Origin of the sequence: Nocardioides aestuarii (genome assembly GCF_039527245.1) — a bacterium.
In the GTDB taxonomy this organism is placed as follows: domain Bacteria; phylum Actinomycetota; class Actinomycetes; order Propionibacteriales; family Nocardioidaceae; genus Nocardioides; species Nocardioides aestuarii.
Map to the genome: position 1 here is coordinate 195,515 of NZ_BAAAJT010000003.1, position 22,709 is coordinate 218,223.

The 22,709-nt window shown below is 73.1% G+C and carries 24 protein-coding genes; 18 read left to right on the top strand and 6 right to left on the bottom strand.

The features are described from left to right. Positions 1 to 19 precede the first annotated feature (19 nt). Positions 20 to 253 (top strand): hypothetical protein, encoded by a 234-nt coding sequence (locus tag ABD091_RS18465; RefSeq protein WP_343921370.1) that lies wholly within the window; start codon positions 20 to 22, stop codon positions 251 to 253. Between the two features lie 100 nt (positions 254 to 353). On the opposite strand, the gene ABD091_RS18470 is transcribed toward ABD091_RS18465, so the two are convergent. Beyond that, entirely contained in the window at positions 354 to 767 is a 414-nt protein-coding gene (locus ABD091_RS18470) for a hypothetical protein (protein WP_343921372.1), read from the bottom strand. 21 nt (positions 768 to 788) lie between these two features. Between ABD091_RS18470 and ABD091_RS18475 the strand changes: the two genes are divergently transcribed. Continuing rightward, positions 789 to 1,208 carry a hypothetical protein gene (locus ABD091_RS18475; RefSeq protein ID WP_343921374.1) on the top strand — a complete coding sequence of 140 codons (420 nt, stop codon included), beginning with the start codon at positions 789 to 791 and terminating at the stop codon, positions 1,206 to 1,208. 136 nt (positions 1,209 to 1,344) lie between these two features. Further along, entirely contained in the window at positions 1,345 to 1,644 is a 300-nt protein-coding gene (locus ABD091_RS18480; RefSeq protein WP_343921376.1) for a DUF7668 domain-containing protein, read from the top strand. A gap of 55 nt (positions 1,645 to 1,699) precedes the next feature. Here ABD091_RS18480 and ABD091_RS18485 read toward each other — a convergent pair whose 3' ends face one another. After that, positions 1,700 to 1,915, bottom strand: a complete 216-nt coding sequence (locus ABD091_RS18485) for a hypothetical protein (RefSeq protein ID WP_343921378.1) — start codon at positions 1,913 to 1,915, stop codon at positions 1,700 to 1,702. Between the two features lie 205 nt (positions 1,916 to 2,120). On the opposite strand from ABD091_RS18485, the gene ABD091_RS18490 reads away from it, so the two are divergent. Then, the gene (locus ABD091_RS18490; protein WP_343921380.1) at positions 2,121 to 3,473 is read left to right on the top strand and encodes an HNH endonuclease signature motif containing protein; all 1,353 of its coding nucleotides are present in this window, start codon (positions 2,121 to 2,123) and stop codon (positions 3,471 to 3,473) included. Between the two features lie 45 nt (positions 3,474 to 3,518). On the opposite strand, the gene ABD091_RS18495 is transcribed toward ABD091_RS18490, so the two are convergent. Then, complete coding sequence (locus ABD091_RS18495; RefSeq protein ID WP_343921382.1) at positions 3,519 to 4,295, bottom strand: DNA-formamidopyrimidine glycosylase family protein; 777 nt, start codon at positions 4,293 to 4,295, stop codon at positions 3,519 to 3,521. Then, a complete protein-coding gene (locus tag ABD091_RS18500) occupies positions 4,288 to 8,814 on the bottom strand; it encodes an ATP-dependent helicase (protein ID WP_343921384.1) in 4,527 nt (1,508 codons plus the stop codon). Before ABD091_RS18500 ends, ABD091_RS18495 begins: the two co-directional genes overlap by 8 nt. 85 nt (positions 8,815 to 8,899) lie before the next feature. Here ABD091_RS18500 and ABD091_RS18505 point away from each other — a divergent pair, with 85 nt between their 5' ends. The 5 genes from ABD091_RS18505 to ABD091_RS18525 all read left to right on the top strand — a co-directional run bounded on the left by ABD091_RS18505 (position 8,900) and on the right by ABD091_RS18525 (position 13,077). Continuing rightward, a complete protein-coding gene (locus ABD091_RS18505; protein ID WP_343921386.1) occupies positions 8,900 to 10,015 on the top strand; it encodes a GNAT family N-acetyltransferase in 1,116 nt (371 codons plus the stop codon). A 26-nt stretch (positions 10,016 to 10,041) separates the two neighbouring features. Further along, positions 10,042 to 10,791 (top strand): phosphotransferase enzyme family protein, encoded by a 750-nt coding sequence (locus ABD091_RS18510; RefSeq protein WP_343921388.1) that lies wholly within the window; start codon positions 10,042 to 10,044, stop codon positions 10,789 to 10,791. Between the two features lie 4 nt (positions 10,792 to 10,795). Further along, complete coding sequence (locus tag ABD091_RS18515; protein ID WP_343921390.1) at positions 10,796 to 11,539, top strand: aminoglycoside phosphotransferase family protein; 744 nt, start codon at positions 10,796 to 10,798, stop codon at positions 11,537 to 11,539. 26 nt (positions 11,540 to 11,565) lie between these two features. Continuing rightward, entirely contained in the window at positions 11,566 to 11,778 is a 213-nt protein-coding gene (locus ABD091_RS18520; RefSeq protein WP_343921392.1) for a hypothetical protein, read from the top strand. Positions 11,779 to 11,862: 84 nt separating this feature from the next. Continuing rightward, complete coding sequence (locus ABD091_RS18525; RefSeq protein ID WP_343921394.1) at positions 11,863 to 13,077, top strand: hypothetical protein; 1,215 nt, start codon at positions 11,863 to 11,865, stop codon at positions 13,075 to 13,077. 4 nt (positions 13,078 to 13,081) lie between these two features. Here ABD091_RS18525 and ABD091_RS18530 read toward each other — a convergent pair whose 3' ends face one another. Next, positions 13,082 to 13,381 carry a hypothetical protein gene (locus tag ABD091_RS18530; protein WP_343921396.1) on the bottom strand — a complete coding sequence of 100 codons (300 nt, stop codon included), beginning with the start codon at positions 13,379 to 13,381 and terminating at the stop codon, positions 13,082 to 13,084. Between the two features lie 172 nt (positions 13,382 to 13,553). Here ABD091_RS18530 and ABD091_RS18535 point away from each other — a divergent pair, with 172 nt between their 5' ends. The 8 genes from ABD091_RS18535 to ABD091_RS18570 are packed head-to-tail and all read left to right on the top strand — an operon-like array spanning position 13,554 to position 20,562. After that, positions 13,554 to 14,480: an ABC transporter ATP-binding protein gene (locus tag ABD091_RS18535; RefSeq protein WP_425571494.1), complete on the top strand. Its 927-nt coding sequence runs from the start codon at positions 13,554 to 13,556 to the stop codon at positions 14,478 to 14,480. Continuing rightward, positions 14,480 to 15,289 carry an ABC transporter permease gene (locus tag ABD091_RS18540; RefSeq protein ID WP_343921399.1) on the top strand — a complete coding sequence of 270 codons (810 nt, stop codon included), beginning with the start codon at positions 14,480 to 14,482 and terminating at the stop codon, positions 15,287 to 15,289. Before ABD091_RS18535 ends, ABD091_RS18540 begins: the two co-directional genes overlap by 1 nt. Next, positions 15,289 to 16,083 carry an ABC transporter permease gene (locus ABD091_RS18545; RefSeq protein ID WP_343921401.1) on the top strand — a complete coding sequence of 265 codons (795 nt, stop codon included), beginning with the start codon at positions 15,289 to 15,291 and terminating at the stop codon, positions 16,081 to 16,083. The genes ABD091_RS18540 and ABD091_RS18545 overlap by 1 nt, the downstream gene beginning before the upstream one ends. Before the next feature lie 35 nt (positions 16,084 to 16,118). Beyond that, entirely contained in the window at positions 16,119 to 17,249 is a 1,131-nt protein-coding gene (locus tag ABD091_RS18550; protein ID WP_343921403.1) for a class I SAM-dependent methyltransferase, read from the top strand. A gap of 19 nt (positions 17,250 to 17,268) precedes the next feature. Beyond that, positions 17,269 to 17,463 (top strand): DUF3046 domain-containing protein, encoded by a 195-nt coding sequence (locus ABD091_RS18555; RefSeq protein ID WP_343921405.1) that lies wholly within the window; start codon positions 17,269 to 17,271, stop codon positions 17,461 to 17,463. Further along, a complete protein-coding gene (locus ABD091_RS18560) occupies positions 17,460 to 18,734 on the top strand; it encodes an MFS transporter (protein ID WP_343921407.1) in 1,275 nt (424 codons plus the stop codon). Before ABD091_RS18555 ends, ABD091_RS18560 begins: the two co-directional genes overlap by 4 nt. Next, positions 18,731 to 19,522 carry an S-methyl-5'-thioadenosine phosphorylase gene (locus ABD091_RS18565; RefSeq protein ID WP_343921409.1) on the top strand — a complete coding sequence of 264 codons (792 nt, stop codon included), beginning with the start codon at positions 18,731 to 18,733 and terminating at the stop codon, positions 19,520 to 19,522. Before ABD091_RS18560 ends, ABD091_RS18565 begins: the two co-directional genes overlap by 4 nt. Beyond that, complete coding sequence (locus ABD091_RS18570; protein WP_343921411.1) at positions 19,519 to 20,562, top strand: NAD-dependent epimerase/dehydratase family protein; 1,044 nt, start codon at positions 19,519 to 19,521, stop codon at positions 20,560 to 20,562. Before ABD091_RS18565 ends, ABD091_RS18570 begins: the two co-directional genes overlap by 4 nt. A gap of 1 nt (position 20,563) precedes the next feature. On the opposite strand, the gene ABD091_RS18575 is transcribed toward ABD091_RS18570, so the two are convergent. Beyond that, positions 20,564 to 21,898: a hypothetical protein gene (locus ABD091_RS18575; RefSeq protein ID WP_343921413.1), complete on the bottom strand. Its 1,335-nt coding sequence runs from the start codon at positions 21,896 to 21,898 to the stop codon at positions 20,564 to 20,566. A gap of 115 nt (positions 21,899 to 22,013) precedes the next feature. On the opposite strand from ABD091_RS18575, the gene ABD091_RS18580 reads away from it, so the two are divergent. Further along, positions 22,014 to 22,673: a glycosyltransferase family 2 protein gene (locus tag ABD091_RS18580; RefSeq protein WP_343921415.1), complete on the top strand. Its 660-nt coding sequence runs from the start codon at positions 22,014 to 22,016 to the stop codon at positions 22,671 to 22,673. Positions 22,674 to 22,709 lie beyond the last annotated feature (36 nt).

Below are 22,709 nucleotides of genomic sequence, written 5' to 3' on the forward strand. Positions count from 1 at the left end.
TCGGTGGATGATGCGCGGCATGGATCCGTCGTTGCCCACCGTGCCGATCTCGCTGTGGCGGTCAGACGCCGTCGTCCTCCTCCACTGGCTGATGACGGTCGACCTGGATGCTGTCCCGACACAGCATCCGGCAGAGAAGCAGGCCCTCGTTGACCTGCTCACGCGGCTGGAACACGAGACGGACATCCCCGGTGTCACGCAGGAACAGATTGACGCAGCACGTGAAGAGGTCTCGCGGGACATGGGGTGGTGACTACCCGCACAATGCTGCGAGCTAGCGGATCGCGGGGGTGAGCGAGCACGCGATGCCGAACTGACAGCACCGGCGTGAGCGGACTTCTCGCTGAGCCCCGCTAGCCCCAGTCATCATCAACGGCGGCGACCAGGGCCCGCACGTCCCGGAGAGCCGATAGCGGAACAACGAAGGCCAGGTCCGACGCCTCTGGGCCACCATCACCGACGTTCAGGTGGAGAACATCGTCGGAGAGGTGCCACCACACGGCGGACCCTTCAACCGACCCGAGACGCACGGCGCGGCGTCTACTCCAGTCCGTGTCCGACACGGAGGTCAAACGCTCCCAATCACTGGGATCGGCCCGGATGTTCACCTGCCAAGAGGACCCCTCCAGCGTGACCACCACGGTGGCTTCATGCTCGCCCTCCTGGGTCTCAGCTCTCACCGCGACGTTCTCCACGTTGATACCTTCCCACGCCGGCGACCAACCGCTCATCGGCACGACCGCGCACTCAGCGGCATGAGCGGTCACGCTATGTGCCAACATCGGGACATGTCCGACCCGTACGCGCTCGCCCAGCAACTCGATGAGATCCGGGGGCGCTTCGCGTTCCTCATCCTCGGGTCGCTTGCACTCGCGTCGGCGTATGTCGCCTTCGGCTACGCCTCGGTTCAGAGCTTCGCCTTGAGATGCGCCATCCCTGCGGTTGGCATAGGTGCCGCGCTTGCCGCCGGGTGGGCAATGTCTCGATCAGGCACCCGCGAGCTCGGTGGGAAGCGCAGCGCGACGGGTATTCCACGGGCCACGCAGGTGGGCCTCATGGTGGCCCTCTTCTTCGTGCTGTACGCGGCACTCGAGCCGGAGGAGGTGCTCGTGCTCGCGCTCATTGCCGGCTTGCTTGGTGCAGCCATGGCCGGTTCCAGTGCTGCCTGCTACGTGCGCGTGGCGAGGGGCACGGAGTCGGCCGGATGATGTCGCGCTATGGCGTACTGACAGCGGCATGAGCGAACGCTGTGCCGCCATCCGCTCAGCGGCATGAGCGAACGCTGTGCCGCCATCCGCTCAGCGGCATGAGCGGTCACGGCTCGCGTCGGGCTAGCGTCATCTCGTGACCATCCCGAACGAGATCCGTCCCGCACTGCGCGATGAGCTAGACGCGCTCGCTCGCGGGGAGCGGCCGGCACTGCTGACCTGGGTGGAGAACTACGGTCACGGGGGCGCGGAGCTGATTCGTCAGCCGGAGGAGATCTGGTCGCACCCCGCAAGCGAGTTGCAGCACGGCTCGAACGGCTCCGCGTGGGGGTGTGTGCCGCTGTGGACCACCGAGGAGAGTCCCAGTGACCTCACTGCCGAGTTCGAGGTGAGCTCAACCGGGAAGGTCGCCCTCACTGACGTCCGGGTGCTGTAGCCAGCGAAGTTCTGCCGTACTGACAGCGGCATGAGCGAACAGTCCGCCCGGCACCTCAACTCTGCGTGCCGTCCCAAGGCGCTTGGCTCAACACTCCCCACGGCGTGAGGCACAACACCGCGCTGCCCAGACCGACCCAGATGGGAACGGATCCGTTGTAGTTGGCAATGAAGGTTGCAGCGACAGCCAGTGGCGCCAGGGGCACGGCGACGATGCACCAGATCCGCAACCACGCCGGGGCGAGCGCCCACTTCTTCCGGAAGTCCCTCATGCTTGCGAAGACTAGGGGTCTGGGATACGGCTTTGCTTGCCATTCGCATGACCGCTCATCGGCATGACAGTGCGGTTTTCCACAGGCCGGTCGGGGAGCTTGATTTCGGGCCGGACTTGTCAGTGGGTCCGGCTTGAATGGACTCATGTCCACCACCGCCGAAGCCTGGTCCGGGAGCCGTCAGGTTCCTGACGATGCTCGGGGTGTGCTGGCGTTCGTGCGGGGCCAGCGGGCGTTGGCCGACCAGGCCGAGGTCCGGCTCCTGGAGGCGGCGGTGCAGTGGGCGGTCATCCATCCCGCCGAGTGGCCCGAGGACTCCGAGCGCTACCGCCTCCGCAGCGGCGGAGAGGCACCGGTCGGGCTCGCCGGACCCGGTGCGCCGCTGGTGGCGGAGTTCAGTGTGGCGGAGTTCGGTGCCGCGGTCGGCATGACACCGGAGGCGGGGAAGTACTACCTCGGGCACGCCCTGGAGCTGCGTTACCGGTTGCCGCGGTTGTGGGAGCAGGTGCTGACCGGGACGGTGCAGGCGTGGCGGGCGCGCCGGGTCGCGGACGCCACCATCGGCCGGCAGCTGTCGATGCAAGCCGCGGCCTTCGTCGACGCCCATGTCGCCGCGGTGGCGGGGAGGATCCGGGTCTCACAGCTCGACCGGCTCGTGGACGAGGCCGTCGCCCGGCACATGCCCGAGACCGCAGAGCAGGAGCGGCGCGATGCCGAAGACCGGCGCTGCTTCGACATCCACACCGACCAGCCATCCTTCAACGGCACCGCCCAGGTCACCGGCGAGCTCGACCTGATCGACGCCTTCGACCTCGAGGACGCCATCCGTGAAGGTGCCGAGGAACTGGCCGACCTCGGCTGCACCGAATCACTCGACGTGCGCCGCTCCATGGCCGCCGGGAGTCTCGGGCGACGCCAGCCCACCCTCGACTTCGAGTCCGAGACCACCGGCGATGAGGTCTCGACAGGCTCGACCACCGGTGACGCCTGTGCTGCCCCTCCTCCGACCCGGAATCGGAAGCCGAAGCAGAAGATGGTGCTGATGGTCGCGCTGACCGACGCCGCGCTGCGCGGGGAGGCCGGCCACACCGTGGGGCGGTGCGAGTCCACCCGGACCCCGGTCACGGTCGAGACGATCAGGGAGTGGTGCGGCAACCCCGACGCCCAGGTCGTGGTGAAGCCGATGATCAACCTTGCCGACCACGTCCACGTCGACGCCTACGAGGTCCCCGACCGGATCCGCGAGCACATCGCCCTGCGTGACCAGCACTGCGTGTTCCCGTGGTGCACCCGACCCGCCCGGTCCTGCGACTGCGACCACGTCCGGTCCTGGACACCCGACGGCACCGGCGGCCCCACCTGCACCTGCGAGATCGCACCCCTGTGCCGATCCCATCACCGGCTCAAGACCCACGCCGCGTGGAGCTATACCACCATCGAACCCGGCACCTACCTGTGGACATCACCCCACGGCTACCAGTTCCTCCGCGACCACACCGGCACCGTGGACGTCACCCCGGCCACCGCCGGCAGACGACGAACACCACCCCGCCCCTGACCCCGCTGCAGTCCAGCGGAGCCTATCGGCACGCGAAGGGGGCGCTCAGGAGTCGCGCGGCTCCGCCTGGCACACGGGGCACCAGTAGGCGGGCCGCTCCTTGCCGAGCGGACCCGTCTTCGCGGTGCGGATCGGGGTGCGACAACGGGGGCAGGGCTGGCCACGACGGCCGTAGACGTAGGTGGTCGTCGGGCGGCGTCGGACGGCCTTCGCCATCAGCTCCTGGGCCTTCGTGACGACCGCCTCGAGATCGGCCACCTCACCGACCGGGGTGCGCGGATGGACGCGGGTGGCGAACAGGGCCTCGGCGGCCCACATCGTGCCGACCCCGGCGAGGCAGCGCTGCTCGAGGAGCGCGTCGCGGACGTCTAGGTCAGCAGGCAGGTCGGAGAGGCGGCGCACCGCCTCTGCGGCGTCCCAGTCGTCGCCGAGGACGTCGGGGCCGAGATGGTCGGTCACGCTCTCCTCGCGATCGCGGGGCAGCAGCTCGACCACGCCGAGGGAGAAGCCGACCGCCACCCGTTCCGCGGTGGTGAGCACGACGCGGGCGGTGTGCCACGGCTTGCTCCAGCGCTGGCCGGGGGCGAAGTCGCGCCAGCTGCCCTCCATCTTGAGGTGGGTGTGGAGCGTCCACTGCCGATCGGGGAGTTCGATCCGGGTCAGCAGGTGCTTGCCGCGGGTGTGGGTGCCGGTGACGAGGCCGCCGGAGAGGTCGGCCACGGCGAACCGGGGCACGCGGAAGTCGGTCGCCGTCAGCGTCCTGCCCTGCAGGACGCGGTCGAGCCGCCGGGCCGTGCGGACGACGGCGTCACCCTCAGGCACGGAGCCGGAGCCCCCGCGGCGTGGTGGCGAAGCCGGCCTCGGCGAGCGCCTCGCGCAGCGGTGTGGGACCACTGCCGAGGACCTGCGCGCCGTCGGCCTTCTCGACCGTGAGCCGGCCGAGCTGGCCACGCCGGGCCGCGTCGGCGAGCGCCTGGGCCGCGGGCGCCAGCAGCTCGGGCTCGTCGGCCCAGGTCAGCAACGTCTTGCCGCCGCGCTCGACGTAGAGGACCAGCTGGCCGTCGACCAGCACGACCAGGGCGCCGGCCTTGCGGCCCGGCCGGTGGCCGCCCTCGGACGTGGTCTCCGGCCAGACCAGCGCGGCGCCGTAGGGGTTCGCCGGGTCAGTGGCCGCGAGAGCGACGGCGACCCGCGGCTGGTCGAGGTCGACCTCGGAGAAGGTGCGGAGCCGGTCGACGGCACCCGCGGTGCCGAACTGGGCGGCGCCGAGGCCGTCGACGAAGTAGCCGCGCCGGCAGCGGCCGGACTCCTCGAAGAGGGAGAGGACCTTGTAGACCGCGGCGAACCCGCCGGGGGTGCGCTCGCTCTGGACGGCGCCGCGGGTCACCACGCCGTGGCGGTCGAGGAGCCGCTCGGCGGCCGCGTGGGCGCGACGCGTCGGATCGGTGTCGGGCTCGGGGAGCACCGCCCACCGGCCCGCGACGTGCGGTGGACCCGTACGGACGACGCGGGGGCCGGGGCGTCGCTGGCGGTGACTGCCGCGGTTGCCGACCAGGGCGCGGAGCGGGGCGAGCGTGTCGTTGCCGATCCGGCCTGCCCAGACGAGGTCCCACAGGACGCCGGCGAGCGCGTCGTCGGTCGGCATCGAGTCGACCCTCCCGTCGACGGCCCGCTGGAGCTGGCGGAAGAACCACGCTCCGCCGGGCTCGAGCGCCTCGAGCACCGCCTGGTGGAGCTCGGAGTGGTCGAAGGGCGCGTGTTCGGGGAGCGTCAGCGGCGCCTGGTCGGCGAGGTGGAGGCTCACCCAGCCATCGGAGCCCGGCAGCGTGCCGTGACCCGACCACACGACCTCGCCGGCGCTGGTCAGCTCGTCGAGCATCGCCGGCTCGTAGTCGCGGACACGGGCGGGGAGCACCAGGCTCTCCAGCGCACTGGCCGGCACGGGGCAGCCGGCGAGCTGGCCGATCGCCGTGAGCACGCCGTCGACGCCGCGCTGGCGTCCGCCCTTGCCGGAGCCGGTGATGTGCTGCCACGCCGTCTGGAAGCGGGCGAGCGCGGACTGCTCGACCGGCTCGATCTCCTGGCGCAGGCGGGCGAGCGACCGACGACGGAGCCGGCGGAGCACCTCGGCGTCGCACCACTCGGTGCCGGCGCCCGACGGACGGAACTCGCCGTCGAGGACGCGGCCCTGGGCACCGAGCCGCTGGAGGGTGTGGCGGACCACGGCCTCGCCGAGCCCGAGGCGCGTGGCGACCTCCGCGGCCGTGAAGGGGCCGTGGGTGCGGGCGTGGCGGGCGATGAGGTCGCCGAGCGGGTCGTCGATGTCCTCGGTGAAGACCTCGGGGGTGCCGGGTGGGACGGGCACGCCGAGGCCGTCGCGGAGCCGGCCGACGTCCTCGACCACCGCCCACCGCTCCTCGCCGGCGACCCGGACCTCGACCGCCCGCCGCGCCCCCGTGAGCGTGGCGAGCCAGCCCGTGACGTCGTCGGGGGTCGTGCTGCGCTCGGCCACCTCGGCCGTCGACAGCGGTCCGAGGAGCCGGAGCAGGTCGGCGACCCCCTCGGCATCGCGGACCTTGCGGTCGGGGGCGAGCCGCTGGAGCTCGGCCTCGACCTCGGCGAGCACCTCGGGGTCGAGCAGCTCGCGGAGCTCGGCGCGGCCGAGCAGCTCGGCGAGCAGGCCCTGGTCGAGGCTGAGGGCCGCGGCCCGACGCTCCGCCAACGGGGAGTCGCCCTCGTAGACGAACTGGGCGACGTAGCCGAAGAGCAAGGTCCGCGCGTAGGGCGACGGCTGGGCCGTGGCGACGTCGACGATCGACACCTCACGGGTGTCGACCCGCTTCATCAGGCTGACGAGGCCCGGCAGGTCGTAGACGTCCTGGAGGCACTCGCGGACCGCCTCGAGGACGATCGGGAACGAGGGGTACTTGGAGGCGACCTCGAGCAGCTGGGCCGAGCGCTGCCGCTGCTGCCACAGCGGGCTGCGGCGGCCGGGGTCGCGCCGGGGCAGCAGCAGGGCCCGGGCAGCGCACTCGCGGAAGCGGCTCGCGAACAGCGCGCTCCCGCCGACCTCGGTGGTGACGATCTCCTCGATCTCCTCGGGGTCGAAGGCGACCACTTCGCCCGTCGGCGGCTCCGCCTCGGTGTCGGGCACCCGCACGACGATGCCGTCGTCGCTCGCGACCGCCTGGCCGTCGATGCCGAAGCGCTCACGCAGCCGGGCGTTGATCGCCAACGCCCACGGGGCGTGGACAGGCGTGCCGTAGGGGGAGTGGACGACCAGCCGCCAGTCGCCGAGCTCGTCGCGGAACCGCTCGACCAGCACCGAGACGTCGCTCGGCAGCGTCCGGGTCGCCTCGACCTGCTCGGAGAGGTAGCGGACCAGGTTGGTGGCGGCGTAGTCGTCGAGCCCGTGGCTGCGCGCCTCGGCGACCGCCTTCTTCTCCGTCATCGAGGCGAGCTCGCGGGTGAAGGCACCGACCGCCTCCCCGAGCTCGGCCGGGCGCCCGAGCGAGTCGCCCTTCCAGAAGGGGAGCCGCCCGGGAATGCCGGGGGCGGGGGAGACCAGGACCCGGTCGTGGGTGATGTCCTCGATCCGCCAGCTCGTGGTGCCGAGGGTGAAGACGTCGCCGACGCGGGACTCGTAGACCATCTCCTCGTCGAGCTCGCCCACCCGGCGACCGGTGCCCTCGCCGACGAGGAAGACGCCGAAGAGGCCGCGGTCGGGGATGGTGCCGCCACTGGTCACGGCCAGGCGCTGGGCACCGGGACGGCCGGTGAGCTCGCCGTTGACCCGGTCCCAGACCAGCCGGGGCCGGAGCTCGGCGAACTCGTCGGAGGGGTAGCGCCCCGCGAGCAGGTCGAGGGTCGCGTCGTAGGCGCTGCGTGGGAGCGTGGTGAAGGCCGCGCTGCGGCGTACGAGCGCGAACAGCTCGTCGACGTCCCAGGCGTCGAGCGCGCACATCGCGACGACCTGCTGGGCGAGCACGTCGAGCGGGTTGGTCGGGACGCGGAGCGACTCGATCGCGCCGTCACGCATCCGCTGGACCGCCACGGCGGTCTGGGCGAGGTCGCCGCGGTGCTTGGGGAAGAGGACGCCGCGGCTGGTCTCGCCGACCTGGTGGCCGGCCCGGCCGACCCGCTGGAGGGCGCTGGCGACGCTCGGTGGCGACTCGATCTGGACGACGAGGTCGACCGCGCCCATGTCGATGCCGAGCTCGAGGCTGCTGGTCGCGACCACCGCCGGGAGCCGGCCGCGCTTGAGGTCGTCCTCGATGAGGGCGCGCTGCTCCTTCGACACCGAGCCGTGGTGGGCCTTCGCCATCACCGGAGCCGCGCCGCCCGACCGCCCGGACTGGGCCATGATCTCCGCGGGCGGCGTGCCGTCGCCGTCGAGCTCGACGCCGGCGCGGTCGGCCGCGATCTCGTTGAGCCGCGAGGTCAGCCGCTCGGCGAGCCGGCGACTGTTGGCGAAGACGATCGTCGAGCGGTGGGCCTCGACGAGGTCGGCGACCTGCTCCTCGACGTGGGGCCAGATCGACTGCGACCGATCGGGGTCCCGGCCCTCGTCGTCGGCGCTGTCGTCGTAGTCCTCCGGCGCCGTCATGTCCTCGACCGGGACGACGACCTTCAGGTCCCACGCCTTCTCGCTCGGCGGGGAGACGATCTCGACTGGCGCCTGGCCGCCCAGGAACCGGGCGACCTCCTCGGTCGGGCGGACGGTCGCGGAGAGGCCGATCCGCTGGGCGGGCCGGGGGAGCAGGTGGTCGAGCCGCTCGAGGCTGAGCGCGAGGTGGGCGCCGCGCTTGGTGCCGGCGACCGCGTGGACCTCGTCGACGATCACCGTCTCGACGCTGCGCAGCGTCTCGCGGGCCTGGCTGGTCAGCATCAGGAACAGCGACTCGGGCGTCGTGATCAGGACGTCGGGCGGGGCGGTCGTCAGCTTGCGGCGGTCAGCCGCCGAGGTGTCGCCGGAGCGGAGTCCGACGGTCACGTCGGGGAGCTTCTCCCCGAGCCGCTCGGCCGTGTGGCGGATCCCGGCGAGGGGTGCGCGCAGGTTGCGCTCGACGTCGACCGCGAGCGCCTTGAGCGGCGAGACGTAGAGGACGCGGCAGCGCTCGGCCTTCGGCGGCTGCTCTCGGGTGACGAGCTGGTCGAGGCTCCAGAGGAAGGCGCTGAGCGTCTTGCCCGACCCGGTCGGGGCGACGACGAGGGCGTGGCGCCCGTGGCTGATCGCCTCCCACGCGCCGGCCTGGGCGGTCGTCGGCTCGGCGAAGGCAGCGCTGAACCACTCGCGGGTGGGCGCGCTGAAACGGTCGAGGGCCGCCGCTCTGTCGGGCACCCGGTCATCCTGCCAGCCGCCACCGACAGCCCGGCTCGCCCGAAAGTCGGTTGGCCCTCCCGGTCGGCTCGGATTGGATGGCGGCATGCGCTTCCCCGACGACGTGCCCGTGCTGACCGACGGCGTGGTCACCCTGCGCGCCCACACGATCGACGACCTGTCGCGCGTGGTCGAGCAGTGCCGCGACGACGAGTCGCTGGCCTGGACGACCGTCCCCACTCCGTACGACGAGGCGGACGGCCGTGACTGGCTGACACGGGCGATCCCCTCGGCGTGGGCCGACGACACGACCTACGCCTTCGCGATCGAGGTCGGGGGCCGGTTCGGCGGCACCGTCGACCTCCGGATGAAGGGCGGCGGCGAGGGGGAGCTCGGCTTCGGGCTCCACCCGGACGTCCGGGGCGCCGGTGCGATGCGACGGGCGCTCGACCTGCTGCTCGACTGGGGCTTCGACACCCAGGGCGTGGAGGTCGTGACCTGGAAGGCTTTCGTCGGCAACTGGGCGTCGCGGCGCACGGTCTGGAACCTCGGCTTCACCTTCGGTGCGACCGTGCCGCGGCTGCTGCCCCAGCGCGGCGAGCGGCGCGACGCGTGGACCGGCTGGCTCGTCCGCGGCGACGACCGGACCCCCTCGACGCCGTGGTACGAGCCGCCCGTGCTGGAGCAGGACGGGGTGCGGCTGCGGCCGTGGCGTGACGACGACCTGCCCTCGCTGGTCGAGGCCGGCAACGACCCGCTCGTGCGGGCCTGGATCCCCGCGACCCCGCTGCCGCGCACCCTCGAGGACGCCCCGGACTACCTGCTCCTCGTCCGGCTCGCCCACGCGGAGGGGCGTCGGGTCGGCTGGTGCGTGGCCGACGCCGCCACGGACCGACCGCTCGGCAGCCTCGGCGTCTTCGACTTCGAGGGCAGCGGGGACGACGTGACCGCCCAGCTCGGCTACTGGTCGCTGCCCGCGGGGCGTGGGACCGGGGCGATGGCGACCGGGCTGGACCTGGCCTGCGGCTGGCTGCTGCGGACGCGTGCCGACGGCGGGTTCGGCGCGCGCCGGCTCTATCTCCTGACCTCGGTCGGCAACGCCGCGTCGCGGCGCCTCGCCGAGAGCGCCGGATTCGAGCACGTCGGCACCGAGCGGCTCTCGGGTCCGGGGCACGACGGCGCGGGCTGGGCGGACAGCGCCCTCTACGACCGGCTGCGATGAGCGCCGATCTGAGGCATGCTCCGCCCATGCGGACGCGGTGGCGGCTGGTCGGGGGAGCGGTGACGGTCACCGACGGCCTCGTCCTGCGCCCTGTCCGGCCGTGGACCGGGGCGGTGCACGCCCTGCTCACCCACCTGCGCGAGCAGGGACTGGAGTGCGTGCCCGAGCCCGTCGGCGTGCGTGACGACGTCGAGGCGGTCACCTATCTCGAGGGCGACTGCGGCGGCGACGCGATGCCGCACCAGTGGAGCACCGAGGGGCTGGAGTCGGCGGCCCGGTTGCTCCGGCGCGTCCACGACGCGACCCGCACCTTCGAGCCGCCGGCCCGGGTCGAGTGGGCGTTCCCACCGGTCCCGGGCGCCGACGTGGTCTGCCACGGCGACCCGGCACCGTGGAACTTCGTGTGGCGCGACGGCGAGGCGGTCGGCCTGATCGACTGGGACCACGCGTCGCCCGGGCCCGCGATGGACGACGTCGCCTACCTCGCCGACACCTTTGCCCCCTTCCGGCCCGACGAGGTCGCGGCGGACGACCACGGGTTCCCGGCACCGCCGGACCGGGCCGCGCGCGTGCGCGAGCTGCTGGCGGCGTACGGCGCGAGTGGGGTCGGCTTCGTCGACCGGGTGGTCGAGCGCCAGCAGAAGACCGTCGAGCGGGTGCTGTGGCTGGCGGACCAGGGCATCGAGCCGTGGGCGTCGTGGGTGAGGCAGGGGCTGCTGGAGGACCTCCGGGCGCGGGCGACCTGGACACGCGAGCACCGGCACCTGGTGGAGTGACGTGGTGGCCGACGACGTCGAGGTGGTGGTGGCCCACCGGGAGCGCGCCACGCTGCGGGTCGGTGACGTCTTCCTCAAGGTCGACGGCGACGCGGACCAGGCCGACCGCGAGGTCGAGTCGATGGCGCTCGCCCCAGTGCCGACCGTTCGGGTGCTGTGGCGCACGCCGCCCGTCCTGGCGCTCGCCGCACTGCCCGGACGCGCGATCGCACGGCTGGGGGAGCCCTCGACGGCGTCGGCCGCAGCGTGGCGGGCCGCCGGCGCGGCGGTCCGCTCCCTGCACGACGCCCCGCTGCCGCCGTGGCCGTCGCGACGGGGCTCGACGCGGGGCGAGGCGCTGGCGGGCGAGTGCGACTGGCTCGTCTCGTACGAGGTGCTTCCCGCCGACCTCGTCGACCACAACCGTGGCCTCGCCGAGCGCGCGTTGCGTCCCCACGAGCCCGCCTTCACCCACGGCGACCTCCAGTGCTCCCACGTCTTCGTCGTCGAGGACGACGAGGTCACGGGCGTGCTCGACTGGTCCGAGGCGGGACGGGGCGACCCGGCCTACGACCTCGCGGTGCTGACGATGGGCCACCGGGAGCACCTCGAGGACGTCCTGGCCGGCTACGGCGCCGACGTCGACCTCGACGCGGTCCGGGGCTGGTGGTCCTTGCGCAGCCTGACGGCGATCCGCTGGTTGATGGAGCACGGGTTCGACCCCTTCGCCCCGGGCTGCGAGGTGGACGTCCTGCGATCGCAGGTCTGAGCGTCGCGGGTCGCTAGCCTCGGGCCATGACCGGACTGATCGTCAAACGGGCCTGGCTCCTGACCGCGCTCTTCTGGGCCATCGGGGTCACCACGAACCTCCTGCTGGTCGTGTCCGGCGGGGACGTCCGTGCCCTCCTGATCATCCGGGGACTGGCCGCGGCGCTGATGCTGACCGGGTTGGCGATGTCGGGCGTGCTGACCCTCTGGTGGTTGGTCACGCGGCGCCGCACCGGCTGACCCGTCCGGCCCCCGTGACCTTCCCGGCCCGTCCGGGACTCCAGCCCCATGCCGTGACGCCCCGGTTCGCCGAGGCTGCGGGTCATGGTCGACGTCCACCTCCACGTGGGTCTCCCCAAGACCGGGACGACGTCGATCCAGGCTGCCCTCGACTCCCACGCCGACGCGCTCGCCGACGCCGGCGTGCTCTACCCGGGCGGCCGCCACCGGGCGCACCGGCTGGCGGCGTACGACCTGCTGGGCCAGCGGGTGAAGGGCGACGACGCCGGTCGGGTCGCCGGCGCCTTCAACCAGCTGGTCGAGGAGGTGGCGCCCTACGAGGGGCGGTCGGTCGTGGTCTCGGAGGAGGAGCTCGGCCTGGCGCGGCCCCGGCACGTCCGCCGGGTGGTGCGCAGCCTGGCCGGACACCGGGTGCACGTCGTGGTCGGGCTGCGCGACCTCGGTCGCACGGTGGTGTCCGCGTGGCAGCAGGACGTGGTGACGGGTGGCACGACCTCGTGGCGCGACTACATCGCCGCCGTCCGTGAGCCCGAGCGGTCGCAGGTGCCGTCCGCGACGGCGTTCTGGGTGCGCCACGACCCGCTGCGGGTCCTCGACGCCTGGACCAGCGTGGTCCCGGTCGACCGGGTGACCCTGGTGACGGTGCCGCCTGCGGGGGCGCCCGGGCGGGTCCTCCTCGAACGCTTCGGCGAGGCCGTCGACCTGCCGGTGCCGTTGTGGGACCGCGAGGAGCCGCGGCGACGGAACGTGTCGTTCGGGGCGGCGGAGCTGGAGGTGATCCGGCGCCTCAACCCTCGCGTGCTCGGTCCGCTCAACACCGAGCAGTACCGCTTCGTCGTCGAGGCCGCGATCCGCCCGCGCACGGCGTCCGCGGGGTCGCGGCCGCTGCGACTGCCGCCCGAGCACTCGGCCTGGGCGTGCGATCGGGCCGGCCGCCTGGTGGCAGACCTGGAGGCCCGCGGTGTGCGGGTCGTCGGCGACCTCGGGGACCTCGTCCCGCTGGCACCGACGACGGGCTCGCCGCCCTTCGACGTCGTCACCGAGGCCGAGCTCCTCGAGGCGGCGGAGTCGGTGCTGGCCGCCGTCGCCCTGGCGCACGGCGGCCTCTTCCGGCGCTACCGTCGCGCGTTCGAGGAGCGCGAGGGGAGGCTTCCGACGCCTGCCGAGGTCGCCGGGAGCTCGGTGCGGGCCGCCGGTTTCGGGCTCCAGAAGGCCGCGCTGCGCCGTACGAGCGACAGCAGGCTGCTCGCGTGGGCTGCGCGCCGCTACGTCCGCCGGACGGCGAGATCGCGCCGGTAACCGCTCAGACGGTGCTCCAGATCTCGTCGCGGATCGAGCCCTCGATGAAGTGGGCGGAGTTGCTCGTGACCAGCTCCATGTACTTCGGGTCGGCCATCAGCTTCTGCGTCATCGTCTCGAGCCCGGCGAGGTCGTCGTAGGTCGCCGACCAGCCGACCCGGTTGGGGTTGCCCCCGACGGGCAGGGCCACCCCGACGGCGACGCCGGTGGTCTGCTCGACGTAGCCGGCCACCTCCTTGGCGAAGGTCACGGCCTCGGTCAGCCGGCCGCTGGCGATCTCCCCCGTGCGGTAGAACGCGATCATGTCACTCTTCCTCTCGGTCGCGGATGCGCCGACGGCGACCCGAGTGACGACGACGCCTTCCCACCACCGTGCACCTGCCGGGCACCGTTCGACCGGTATGGCTCGTGACCGAGACGCCCCCGCCCCGATATCCGGATGAGTCTGTCGGTGGCACTGCCTAGGATCGACCATCGTGACTGACGCGATGATCTCGGCCCGGGGCCTGCGCAAGTCGTTCGGCGACTTCGAGGCCGTCAAGGGCATCGACGTCGACGTACGACGGGGCGAGGCCTTCGGCTTCCTCGGCCCCAACGGCGCCGGCAAGTCCTCGACGATGCGGATGATCGCGGCGGTCTCGCCGGTGAGCGGCGGCGAGCTGCGGATCCTCGGTCTCGACCCGGCGACCGACGGTCCCTCGATCCGCGGCCGCCTGGGCGTCTGCCCCCAGGAGGACACGCTCGACAACGAGCTCAACGTGTTCGACAACCTCTACATCTACGGCCGCTACTTCGGCATCGACAAGGCGACCGTCCGCGAGCGCAGCGAGGAGCTGCTGGAGTTCGTCAACCTCACCGACAAGCGCCGATCGCGCGTCGAGGACCTCTCCGGCGGCATGAAGCGCCGGCTGACCATCGCGCGCAGCCTCGTCAACAGCCCCGACCTGCTGCTCCTCGACGAGCCGACGACGGGTTTGGACCCGCAGGCCCGCCACGTGCTCTGGGACCAGCTCTTCCGGCTGAAGCAGGCCGGCGTCACCCTCGTGATCACGACCCACTACATGGACGAGGCGGAGCAGCTGTGCGACCGGCTCGTGGTCATGGACAAGGGACTCATCGTGGCCGAGGGCAGCCCGCGCGAGCTGATCGAGCACCACTCCACCCGCGAGGTGGCCGAGCTCCGCTTCGGCATCGGCGAGCACGAGGCGCTGGCCGAGAAGCTCGCCGACCTCGGTGACCGGGTCGAGGTCCTGCCCGACCGGCTGCTCGTCTACAGCCACGACGGCGAGGAGGTCATCGCCAAGACCCACGAGCGCGGCCTGACCCCGGTCGCGGTGCTCGTGCGCCGCTCCACGCTCGAGGACGTCTTCCTCCGCCTCACCGGCCGGACGCTGGTCGACTGATGGCCGCCGTCTCCACCGCGCCCGGCCTGTCCATCCGCGAGGGACTCGGTCGCCAGCTCGACTACTGGCTGACCGTCTACAAGCGGACCTGGAAGGCCTCGGTCGTCAGCAGCTTCCTCAGTCCGGTCATGTACGTCCTCGCGATGGGCGTGCTGCTCGGCGGCTTCATCGCCGGCGACCCCGACCAGCTCGAGGGCGCGACCAGCTATCTCGCCTTCGTGGTGCCGGGCCTGGTCGCGGCCCACGCGATGCAGACCGCGGTCGGCGAGGTGACCTACCCCGTCATGGGCGCGATCAAGTGGCACAAGACCTACTACGCCCAGCTCGCGACGCCGCTCGAGCCGGCCCACCTGGTCTCGGGCCACCTGATGTTCGTGCTGTTCCGGCTCGCCACGACGTGCGGTGTCTTCATGCTCGTGCTCGCCCCGTTCGGCGTCTTCGCGACGTGGTGGGGCCCGTTCGCGGCCTACGGCGCCCAGCTGCTGGTCGGCATGGTCTTCGCGAGCCTGGTCTACGGCTGGAGCGCCCGGCTCAAGGACGAGGCCGGGTTCGGCGTCCTCTTCCGGCTCGGCATCTTCCCGCTCTTCCTGTTCTCCGGGGCGTTCTTCCCGGTGACCAACCTCGGCGACGCCGGGGCGTGGGTCGCCCGGATCACCCCGCTGTGGCACGGCGTCAACCTCTCGCGGATGTTCTCGGTCGGGGTCGTCGACGGGCCGGTCGCCGCGATCAACGTCGCGGTGCTGGTGGCCCTGCTCGTCGTCGGCTGGTTCTGGTCGGTGTCGGGCCTGACGAAGCGGCTGGTGAGCTGATGACCGACCTCAAGCCGGTCACGCCCCTGAGCGCCACCGAGGCGCTCCAGGTCCTGGTGCTGCGCAACTACACGACCTACCGCCACCACTGGAAGCTCTTCCTCACCGGGTTCCTCGAGCCCGTCTTCTACCTCTTCTCCATCGGCATCGGCGTGGGGGCGCTGGTCGACGGGTTCGAGTTCAACGGGGAGCCGATCGCCTACGCCGCCTTCGTCGCTCCCGGGATGCTCGCCGTCTCCGCGTTCAACGGTGCGCTCATGGACTCGACCTTCAACGTCTTCTTCAAGCTGAAGTACGAGAAGCTCTACGACCAGATGCTCGCCACGCCGCTGACGACCGCCGACATCGCCCGCGGCGAGATCACCTGGGGCCAGCTGCGCGGTGGCACCTACTCCGCCGGCTTCCTGCTCGTGATGGCGGCGATGGGACTGGTCAGCTCGTGGTGGGCGCTGCTGGCGCTGCCGGCCGCGCTGCTGATCGGCTTCGCGTTCAGCGCGGTCTGCATGGGCCTGACGACCTACATGAAGAGCTGGCAGGACTTCGACAAGATCACCCTCGCCCAGCTGCCGATGTTCCTCTTCTCGGCCACCTTCTTCCCGCTCACGGTCTTCCCGGGCTGGCTGCAGTGGGTGGTGGAGGCGACCCCGCTCTACCGCGGGGTGGTCCTCTGTCGTGAGCTCACGACGGGCTCCATCACGTGGGCCAGTGCCGTCTCGGTGGTCTACCTCGTGCTGATGTGCGTCGGCGGACTCGTGCTCGTGCGACGCCGGCTCGACAAGCTGCTGCTCACGTGAGGGACCCGGGCGGACGCGGCTGCGAGGATGGCCCGGTGACCATCGAGCCCGACACCAAGGACTGGACCTGGGTCCTCGACCGGCCGTGCGCCGACTGTGGTTTCGACGCGGTCGGCCTCGACCCGGCGCGGCTGCCCCAGGCGATCCGTGACAACGCGACGGTCTGGCGGTTCGTGCTCGCCACCGACGATGCCGCCGTGAGGCCCGACGCCCACGTCTGGTCGCCGCTCGAGTACGCCTGCCACGTCCGCGACGTCAACCTGCTCTTCGCCGACCGCGTCGACGCGATGCTGGCCGAGGACGACCCGACCTTCGCCAACTGGGACCAGGACGAGACGGCCGTCGACTCCGACTACGGCAGCCAGGACCCGGCCGTGGTCGCCGACGAGGTGGTCGCCGCAGCCGAGCGGGTCGCGGCCGCCTACGAGGCCGTGGCGGGCGACCAGTGGCAGCGTCCGGGCCGACGCAGCAACGGCTCGGTCTTCACCGTCGACAGCCTCGGCCGCTACCACCTCCACGACCTCGTCCACCACGCCCACGACGTCAGCCACGTCACCCGGGGGATCACCGTGGCGTCCTACGACGCGAGCGCGGCGGCCTACGCGACCGGCCAGCTGGAGCCGTCCGACGACCTGCAGGCGGCCTACGACGGCTTCGCGGGGCTGCTCGAGAACGGCGCCCGGGTGCTCGAGATCGGCAGCGGCGGCGGCCGCGACGCCGACCAGCTCGAGCAGCGCGGGCTGTCGGTGCGACGCACGGACATCACGCCCGGCTTCGTCGGGCTGCTGCGCGCTGCCGGCCACGAGGCCTGGGTGGTCGACCCGCTCGTCGACGACCTCGCCGACCCCGAGCGCGACGCTCCCTACGACGGCGTGTGGGCCTCCGCGAGCCTCCTGCACGTACGCCGCGAGCACCTCCCGACCGTGCTCGCACGGCTGGCCGGGGCGACGCGGGACGGCGGCGTCCTCCACCTCGCTGTCAAGGAGGGCGACGGCGCCCGGTTCTCGGTCCACGGCCACGTCGCCGGGCCGCGCCACTTCACCTTCTGGCGCGCGCCGGCGCTGCGCGCGGTGCTCGACGAGGCGGGGTGGGACGTCCGCTCGCTCGTGCGTCACGGCGGCCAGCGCGACGACGTCTGGCTCGACGTGACGGCGCTGCGCCGATGACGAGGGGGGAGGTGAGCGGGTGAGGTACTCGGAGTTCTGGACGCGCATGGACGAGGTCCTCGGCGTCGCCTACGCCGAGACGTGGGCGAAGGACCAGGTCATCGGCCTGCTCGGCAGTCGGACCGTGATGGAGGCGCTCGACGCCGGCGTCCCGCCCAAGGAGGTCTGGCGCGCCGTCTGCCACCAGCTGGGCCTGCCGCCCCAGGCCCGATGACCGGCGACCTCGCGGCGATCGACCCCGCCCGGGTCCACCGCCGGACGGTCGTGACCCTCGTCGTCGCCCAGTCGATCGGCGCCATCGGCATCACCATCGGTGTGGCCACGGCGTCGCTGCTCGCCCGCGACGTCAGCGGGTCGGAGGGGCAGGCGGGGCTGGCGCAGACCAGCCAGGTGCTCGGCGCGGCGGTGGCGGCCTACGGGCTCGCCCGCGTCATGGCGCGTCGCGGCCGGCGGGTCGGCCAGGTCGCCGGCCTGCTCACGGGTGCCGTCGGCGCCGTGCTCGCGGTCGTGGCCGGCGTCGTGGAGTCGATGCCGCTGCTCCTGCTCGGCACCGGCCTGCTCGGGTTCACCTCGGCCGCCAACGCCGCCGCCCGCTACGCCGCGACGGACCTCGCCCCGGAGGCGACCCGGGCCCGCTCGCTGTCGCTCGTGGTCTGGGCGACGACGGTGGGGGCGGTCGTCGGGCCGAACCTCACGGGTGTCTCGGCCACCTTGGCCCGCACCCTCGGCGTCCCCGAGCGCACCGGCCCCTTCGCGGTCGCCGCCATCGGCATGACGCTGGCGGCGCTGATCATCGGGCTGTTGATGCGCCCCGACCCGCTGCTGCTCGCGCGCGACCTCGCGGGCGCGTCCGACGAGACGCCCACCGGGACGTCCTGGGGGCGCGCGATGGCCGTCCTGCGTGCCGACCGGGCCCTCGCGGCCGCGGTCCTCGGGCTGGCCAGCGCCCACGCCGTGATGGTGTCGGTCATGATCATGACCCCGCTCCACATGGAGCACGGGGGAGCCGCGCTCTCGGTCATCGGCATCGTGATCTCGGGTCACGTCCTCGGGATGTTCGCCTTCTCGCCCGTCATGGGCTGGCTCGCCGACCGCTGGGGACGCCCCACGATGCTGTTCCTCGGCGCGGGGATCCAGCTGCTCTCGCTGCTTCTGTCCGGTGGGTCGCCGGAGGGCTCGTCGTGGCAGATCTCGACCGGCCTCTTCCTCCTGGGACTCGGCTGGTCGGCGGCCACCGTCGCGGCCTCGGCCACGATCGCCGACCGGTCGCCGGTCGAGACCCGGACCGACGTCCAGGGCGTCGCCGACATGGTCATGTGGCTCGCCGCCGCGCTCGGCGGGGCTGCTTCGGGGGCAATCGTCGCGGCCTGGGGCTACGCCGCGCTCAACGGGTTCGCCGGCCTGATCGCCGGGGGAGTGGTGGTCTCCGCGGTCGTCACGGCATCGACGGGCGGCAGCCGCCGTCCTGACAGGGTGGAGGCATGACCGCGACTGCAGAGGTCGCCGTGATCGGCGGCTCCGGCTTCTACTCCTTCCTCGACGACGCCGAGCAGCACACGGTGTCCACGCCCTACGGCGAGCCCTCCGGACCGGTGTCGGTCGGCAGCGTCGCGGGTCGCCGGGTGGCGTTCCTGCCACGCCACGGCGGCCACCACGAGTTCCCGCCCCACCGGATCCCCTATCGCGCCAACGCGTGGGCTCTCCGGGCGCTCGGGGTCCGCCAGATACTCGCGCCCTGCGCGGTCGGGTCGCTGCGGCCCGAGCTCGGCCCCGGCAGCGTCGTCGTGCCGGACCAGTTGGTCGACCGCACCCAGGCGCGGGTCCAGAGCTTCGTCGAGACCGGTGCCTGCCACGTGCCGTTCGCCGATCCCTACTGCGAGCGGCTCGGCGACTCGGTCCAGCAGTCCGCTCCCGACGTCGTCCGCGGCGGTGCCATGGTCGTGGTCGAGGGCCCCCGGTTCTCCACGCGCGCCGAGTCGCAGAGCTATGCCGCCCAGGGCTGGAGCCTGGTCAACATGACCGGCCACCCCGAAGCGGTCCTCGCCCGCGAGATGCTCCAGTGCTACACCCCGATCGCCCTCGTCACCGACCTCGACGCCGGCGTCGAGGCAGGGGCCGGGGTGTCGCAGGAGGAGGTCTTCGCCCTCTTCGCCCAGAACCTCGAGCGGCTGCGCACGATGCTGGCCGACACCATCGCCGCGCTGCCCGACCCCGACGGCTGCTCGTGCTCCGGCTGGGCCCAGGGCGTCGAGCTGACCTACGCGCTGCCGTGAAGGTGTTGCTGACCGGCTCCGCCGGGTTCATCGGATCCGCCATCGGCGACCGGCTCGAGGCGCGTGGTGACGAGGTCGTGCGCGTCGACGTCATGCTGGCCCAGGCCCACGGCGGCGCCACACCCCCGCCGGGGACCCACCAGGTCGACGTCCGGGACCTCGCCGCGCTCCACGAGCTGGTCGGTGGGGTCGACGTCGTGTGTCACCAGGCCGCGCTGGTCGGGGCCGGGGTCACGGTCTCCGACCTGCCGCTCTATGCCTCCCACAACGACCTCGGCACGGCCGGGCTGCTGAGCGCGATGCACGACCACGACGTCCACCGCATCGTGCTGGCCTCCTCCATGGTCGTCTACGGCGAGGGCCACTACGACTGCCCCGACCACGGCACCCGCGAGGTGCGGCCGCGCGAGATCGCTCGGCTCGACGCCGGTGACTTCGACAACCACTGCGACGTCTGTGGGTCGGCGCTCGAGTGGCGGCTGGTCGAGGAGTCGGCCCGGCTCGACCCGCGGAGCGCCTACGCCGCCAGCAAGCTCGCCCAGGAGCACTATGCGGCCGCGTGGGCCCGCCAGGCAGGCGGCGCCGCCGTCGCCCTGCGCTACCACAACGTCTACGGACCCGGCATGCCCCGCGACACGCCCTACTCCGGCGTCGCGGCGATCTTCCGCTCCTCCCTCGAGCGTGGCGAGGCGCCGCGGGTCTTCGAGGACGGCGGTCAGATGCGCGACTTCGTCCACGTCGACGACGTCGCCCGTGCCAACCTCGCCGCGATCGACGCGGTGGTGGCGGCCCCGACGGGGGCGCTGTCGGCCTACAACGTCTGCTCCGGCCGGCCGGTGTCGATCGCCGACGTCGCCCGCCTCGTCGCGCGCGGGAGCGGCCGCGCCCTCGAGCCCGAGACCACGGGCGACTACCGTCCCGGCGACGTCCGCCACGTCGTCGCGTCCCCGGCGCTGGCGACCGCCGAGCTCGGCTTCACCGCGTCCGTCGCGCCCGAGGAGGGGCTGCCCGCGTTCGCGACCGCGCCGCTGCGCGCCTGAGTCACCAGCTCGTGTAGAGCAGGGTCTCCAGGGCGATCGCCCACCCGACCTGCAGCCCCAGGGCCGGCCGGCGCCAGCGGTCGGGGAGCAGCGCGGTCGAGACCATCAGCCACGGCAGGAAGGGCAGCCAGATCCGTTCCACCTCGGCGCGGCTCATCTGGGAGGCGGTCGCCGTCAGCACGCAGGCGGCGGCTGCCGCCACGAGCAGGCCGACGACGGGGTCCGCACGCCGCCGCAGCGCGGCGAGCCGGCCGACCCCTGCGCCCAGCACGGGTCCGGCGGCGAGCACCAGCGCGGCCAGGTTGGCCCACGTCCAGTAGGCGCCGGGCCGCTGCGAGGCGAGCCCGCGCCAGTAGCGGTCGGTGAGCTCGGCATAGCCCTCCCACCACGCGAACCCGGAGGCCGCGAAGGCGAGCACGAGCGCCAGCGCCGCGGCGGCGGACACCGGGAGCGGCCACCAGCGCCGGGCCAGCCGCAGCACGGCGAGCGCCAGGAGGCCCAGCAGCGGCAGGCCGTAGGACATCATCACGGCGCTCCCGAGCAGCAGGCCTGCGACGACCGACCAGCCGACCATCCGGGGCCCCGCGGAGGTCGCGGCCGTGGCGAGGGCCGCGAGCCCAGCCGCCCCGACCGCGGCGAACACCGCGTCGCCCGAGACCGCCATGAAGATCGCGGCCGGTGCGAGGACGAGGAAGGGGGCGGCCCGGCGGGCGGCGTCCTCCGCACCCAGGCGCCGCAGCGCGACCATGACGGACGGCGCGGTCGTCGCGGCCACCACGGTCACCGCGATCCCCATCGCCAGGTCGTCGCCCAGCCCGACCCGCACCAGCGCGACGAAGAACAGCAGCGCCAGTGGCGGGTGGCCGGCCACGTGGGTCACGAAGTTGTCGGGGTGGTCGGCGCCGATGCGCGGCACCCAGCCCTCCAGCAGGGTGCCGACGTCGGTCACCGACCGGGCGGTGTCGCCGTAGTCGTAGCCGTGGGCGGTCACGTGCGCGATGCCGGCCCAGCCGTCGGTGGTGGCGAGGGAGAGCGCCCACGCCAGCGCGACCGCGTAGGACACGAGCAGCAGGCGCCGCCAGGGGAGGCGGTCGGCGAGACCGGTCGCCCACCGCCAGCCGGCGAGGGCGAGCAGCACGGCCGGCACGGTGCCGGGGCCGACGCCGTAGGGCTGCCAGGTCCCGTGCAGCGGGGGGACGGAGATCCCGCCCGCTGCCGCGGACCGGGCACGCACCTCCCAGCCGGTGAGGGCGGGCACCACCATCGCCAGTGCGACCAGCCCGACGGCCGTCAGCAGCCCGAGCCACGCGGCGCGGTCGTCCCGGGCACTGTCCACGGCTGCGACCGTAGCGGCCGGGCGGGCAGGGGCCGCGCACCTGCCGGCACGACGTCACTACTTCGTAAGCGGCCGAACCCCCCGGTCCCGCCCGGTCCGCCCCTACGTTGAGGAGGTGGACCTCGACTGCGACCTGATCCTGCCCTGCCGCGACGAGGCGGCCTCGTTGCGCGACTTGCTGCCGCGGGTGCCGGAGGGACTGAGGGTCGTGGTGGTCGACAACGGCTCGACCGACGGCACCGCCGACGTCGCCGCTCGGCTCGGCGCGAAGGTCGTCACCGAGCCACGGCCGGGCTACGGCGCGGCCGTCCACGCCGGCGTCGAGGCCGCCACCGCCACCTACGTGGCGGTGATGGACGGCGACGGCTCCTTCGACCCCGCCGAGCTGCTGCCGCTCCTCGACGACGTGCGCAGCGAGCGGGCGGACATGGCCGTGGGCCGCCGCCGCCCGGTCGCCCGCGGCGTCTGGCCGTGGCACGCGCGCCTCGGCAACGGTCTCGTCGTCACCTGGCTGCGCCGCCGGATCGCGATGCCGGTCCACGACATCGCGCCGATGCGGGTGGTACGCCGCCGGCAGCTGCTCGACCTCGGCGTCGAGGACCGGCGCTTCGGCTATCCCGTCGAGCTGCTCGACCGCGCGACCCGCGCCGGCTGGCGGTTCACCGAGCGCGACGTGGGCTACCACCCCCGCGCCGAGGGGACCCGCTCGAAGGTGTCCGGGTCGGTGCGCGGCACGGCGCGGACGGCCCGCGACTTCTGGCGGGTGCTCTCGTGAGCGACGGAGACGAGCGAGGCACGAGTGAGCGACCGA

Excerpts from the sequence above, each read along its gene's own strand:
- ABD091_RS18520 (WP_343921392.1), top strand. The coding sequence starts at position 11,566 with ATGACCGGACTGATCGTCAAACGGGCCTGGCTCCTGACCGCGCTCTTC.
- ABD091_RS18505 (WP_343921386.1), top strand. The coding sequence starts at position 8,900 with ATGCGCTTCCCCGACGACGTGCCCGTGCTGACCGACGGCGTGGTCACC.
- ABD091_RS18525 (WP_343921394.1), top strand. The coding sequence starts at position 11,863 with ATGGTCGACGTCCACCTCCACGTGGGTCTCCCCAAGACCGGGACGACG.
- ABD091_RS18510 (WP_343921388.1), top strand. The coding sequence starts at position 10,042 with ATGCGGACGCGGTGGCGGCTGGTCGGGGGAGCGGTGACGGTCACCGAC.
- ABD091_RS18545 (WP_343921401.1), top strand. The coding sequence starts at position 15,289 with ATGACCGACCTCAAGCCGGTCACGCCCCTGAGCGCCACCGAGGCGCTC.
- ABD091_RS18530 (WP_343921396.1), bottom strand. The coding sequence starts at position 13,381 with ATGATCGCGTTCTACCGCACGGGGGAGATCGCCAGCGGCCGGCTGACC.
- ABD091_RS18475 (WP_343921374.1), top strand. The coding sequence starts at position 789 with ATGTCCGACCCGTACGCGCTCGCCCAGCAACTCGATGAGATCCGGGGG.
- ABD091_RS18560 (WP_343921407.1), top strand. The coding sequence starts at position 17,460 with ATGACCGGCGACCTCGCGGCGATCGACCCCGCCCGGGTCCACCGCCGG.
- ABD091_RS18540 (WP_343921399.1), top strand. The coding sequence starts at position 14,480 with ATGGCCGCCGTCTCCACCGCGCCCGGCCTGTCCATCCGCGAGGGACTC.
- ABD091_RS18565 (WP_343921409.1), top strand. The coding sequence starts at position 18,731 with ATGACCGCGACTGCAGAGGTCGCCGTGATCGGCGGCTCCGGCTTCTAC.
- ABD091_RS18465 (WP_343921370.1), top strand. The coding sequence starts at position 20 with ATGGATCCGTCGTTGCCCACCGTGCCGATCTCGCTGTGGCGGTCAGAC.
- ABD091_RS18485 (WP_343921378.1), bottom strand. The coding sequence starts at position 1,915 with ATGAGGGACTTCCGGAAGAAGTGGGCGCTCGCCCCGGCGTGGTTGCGG.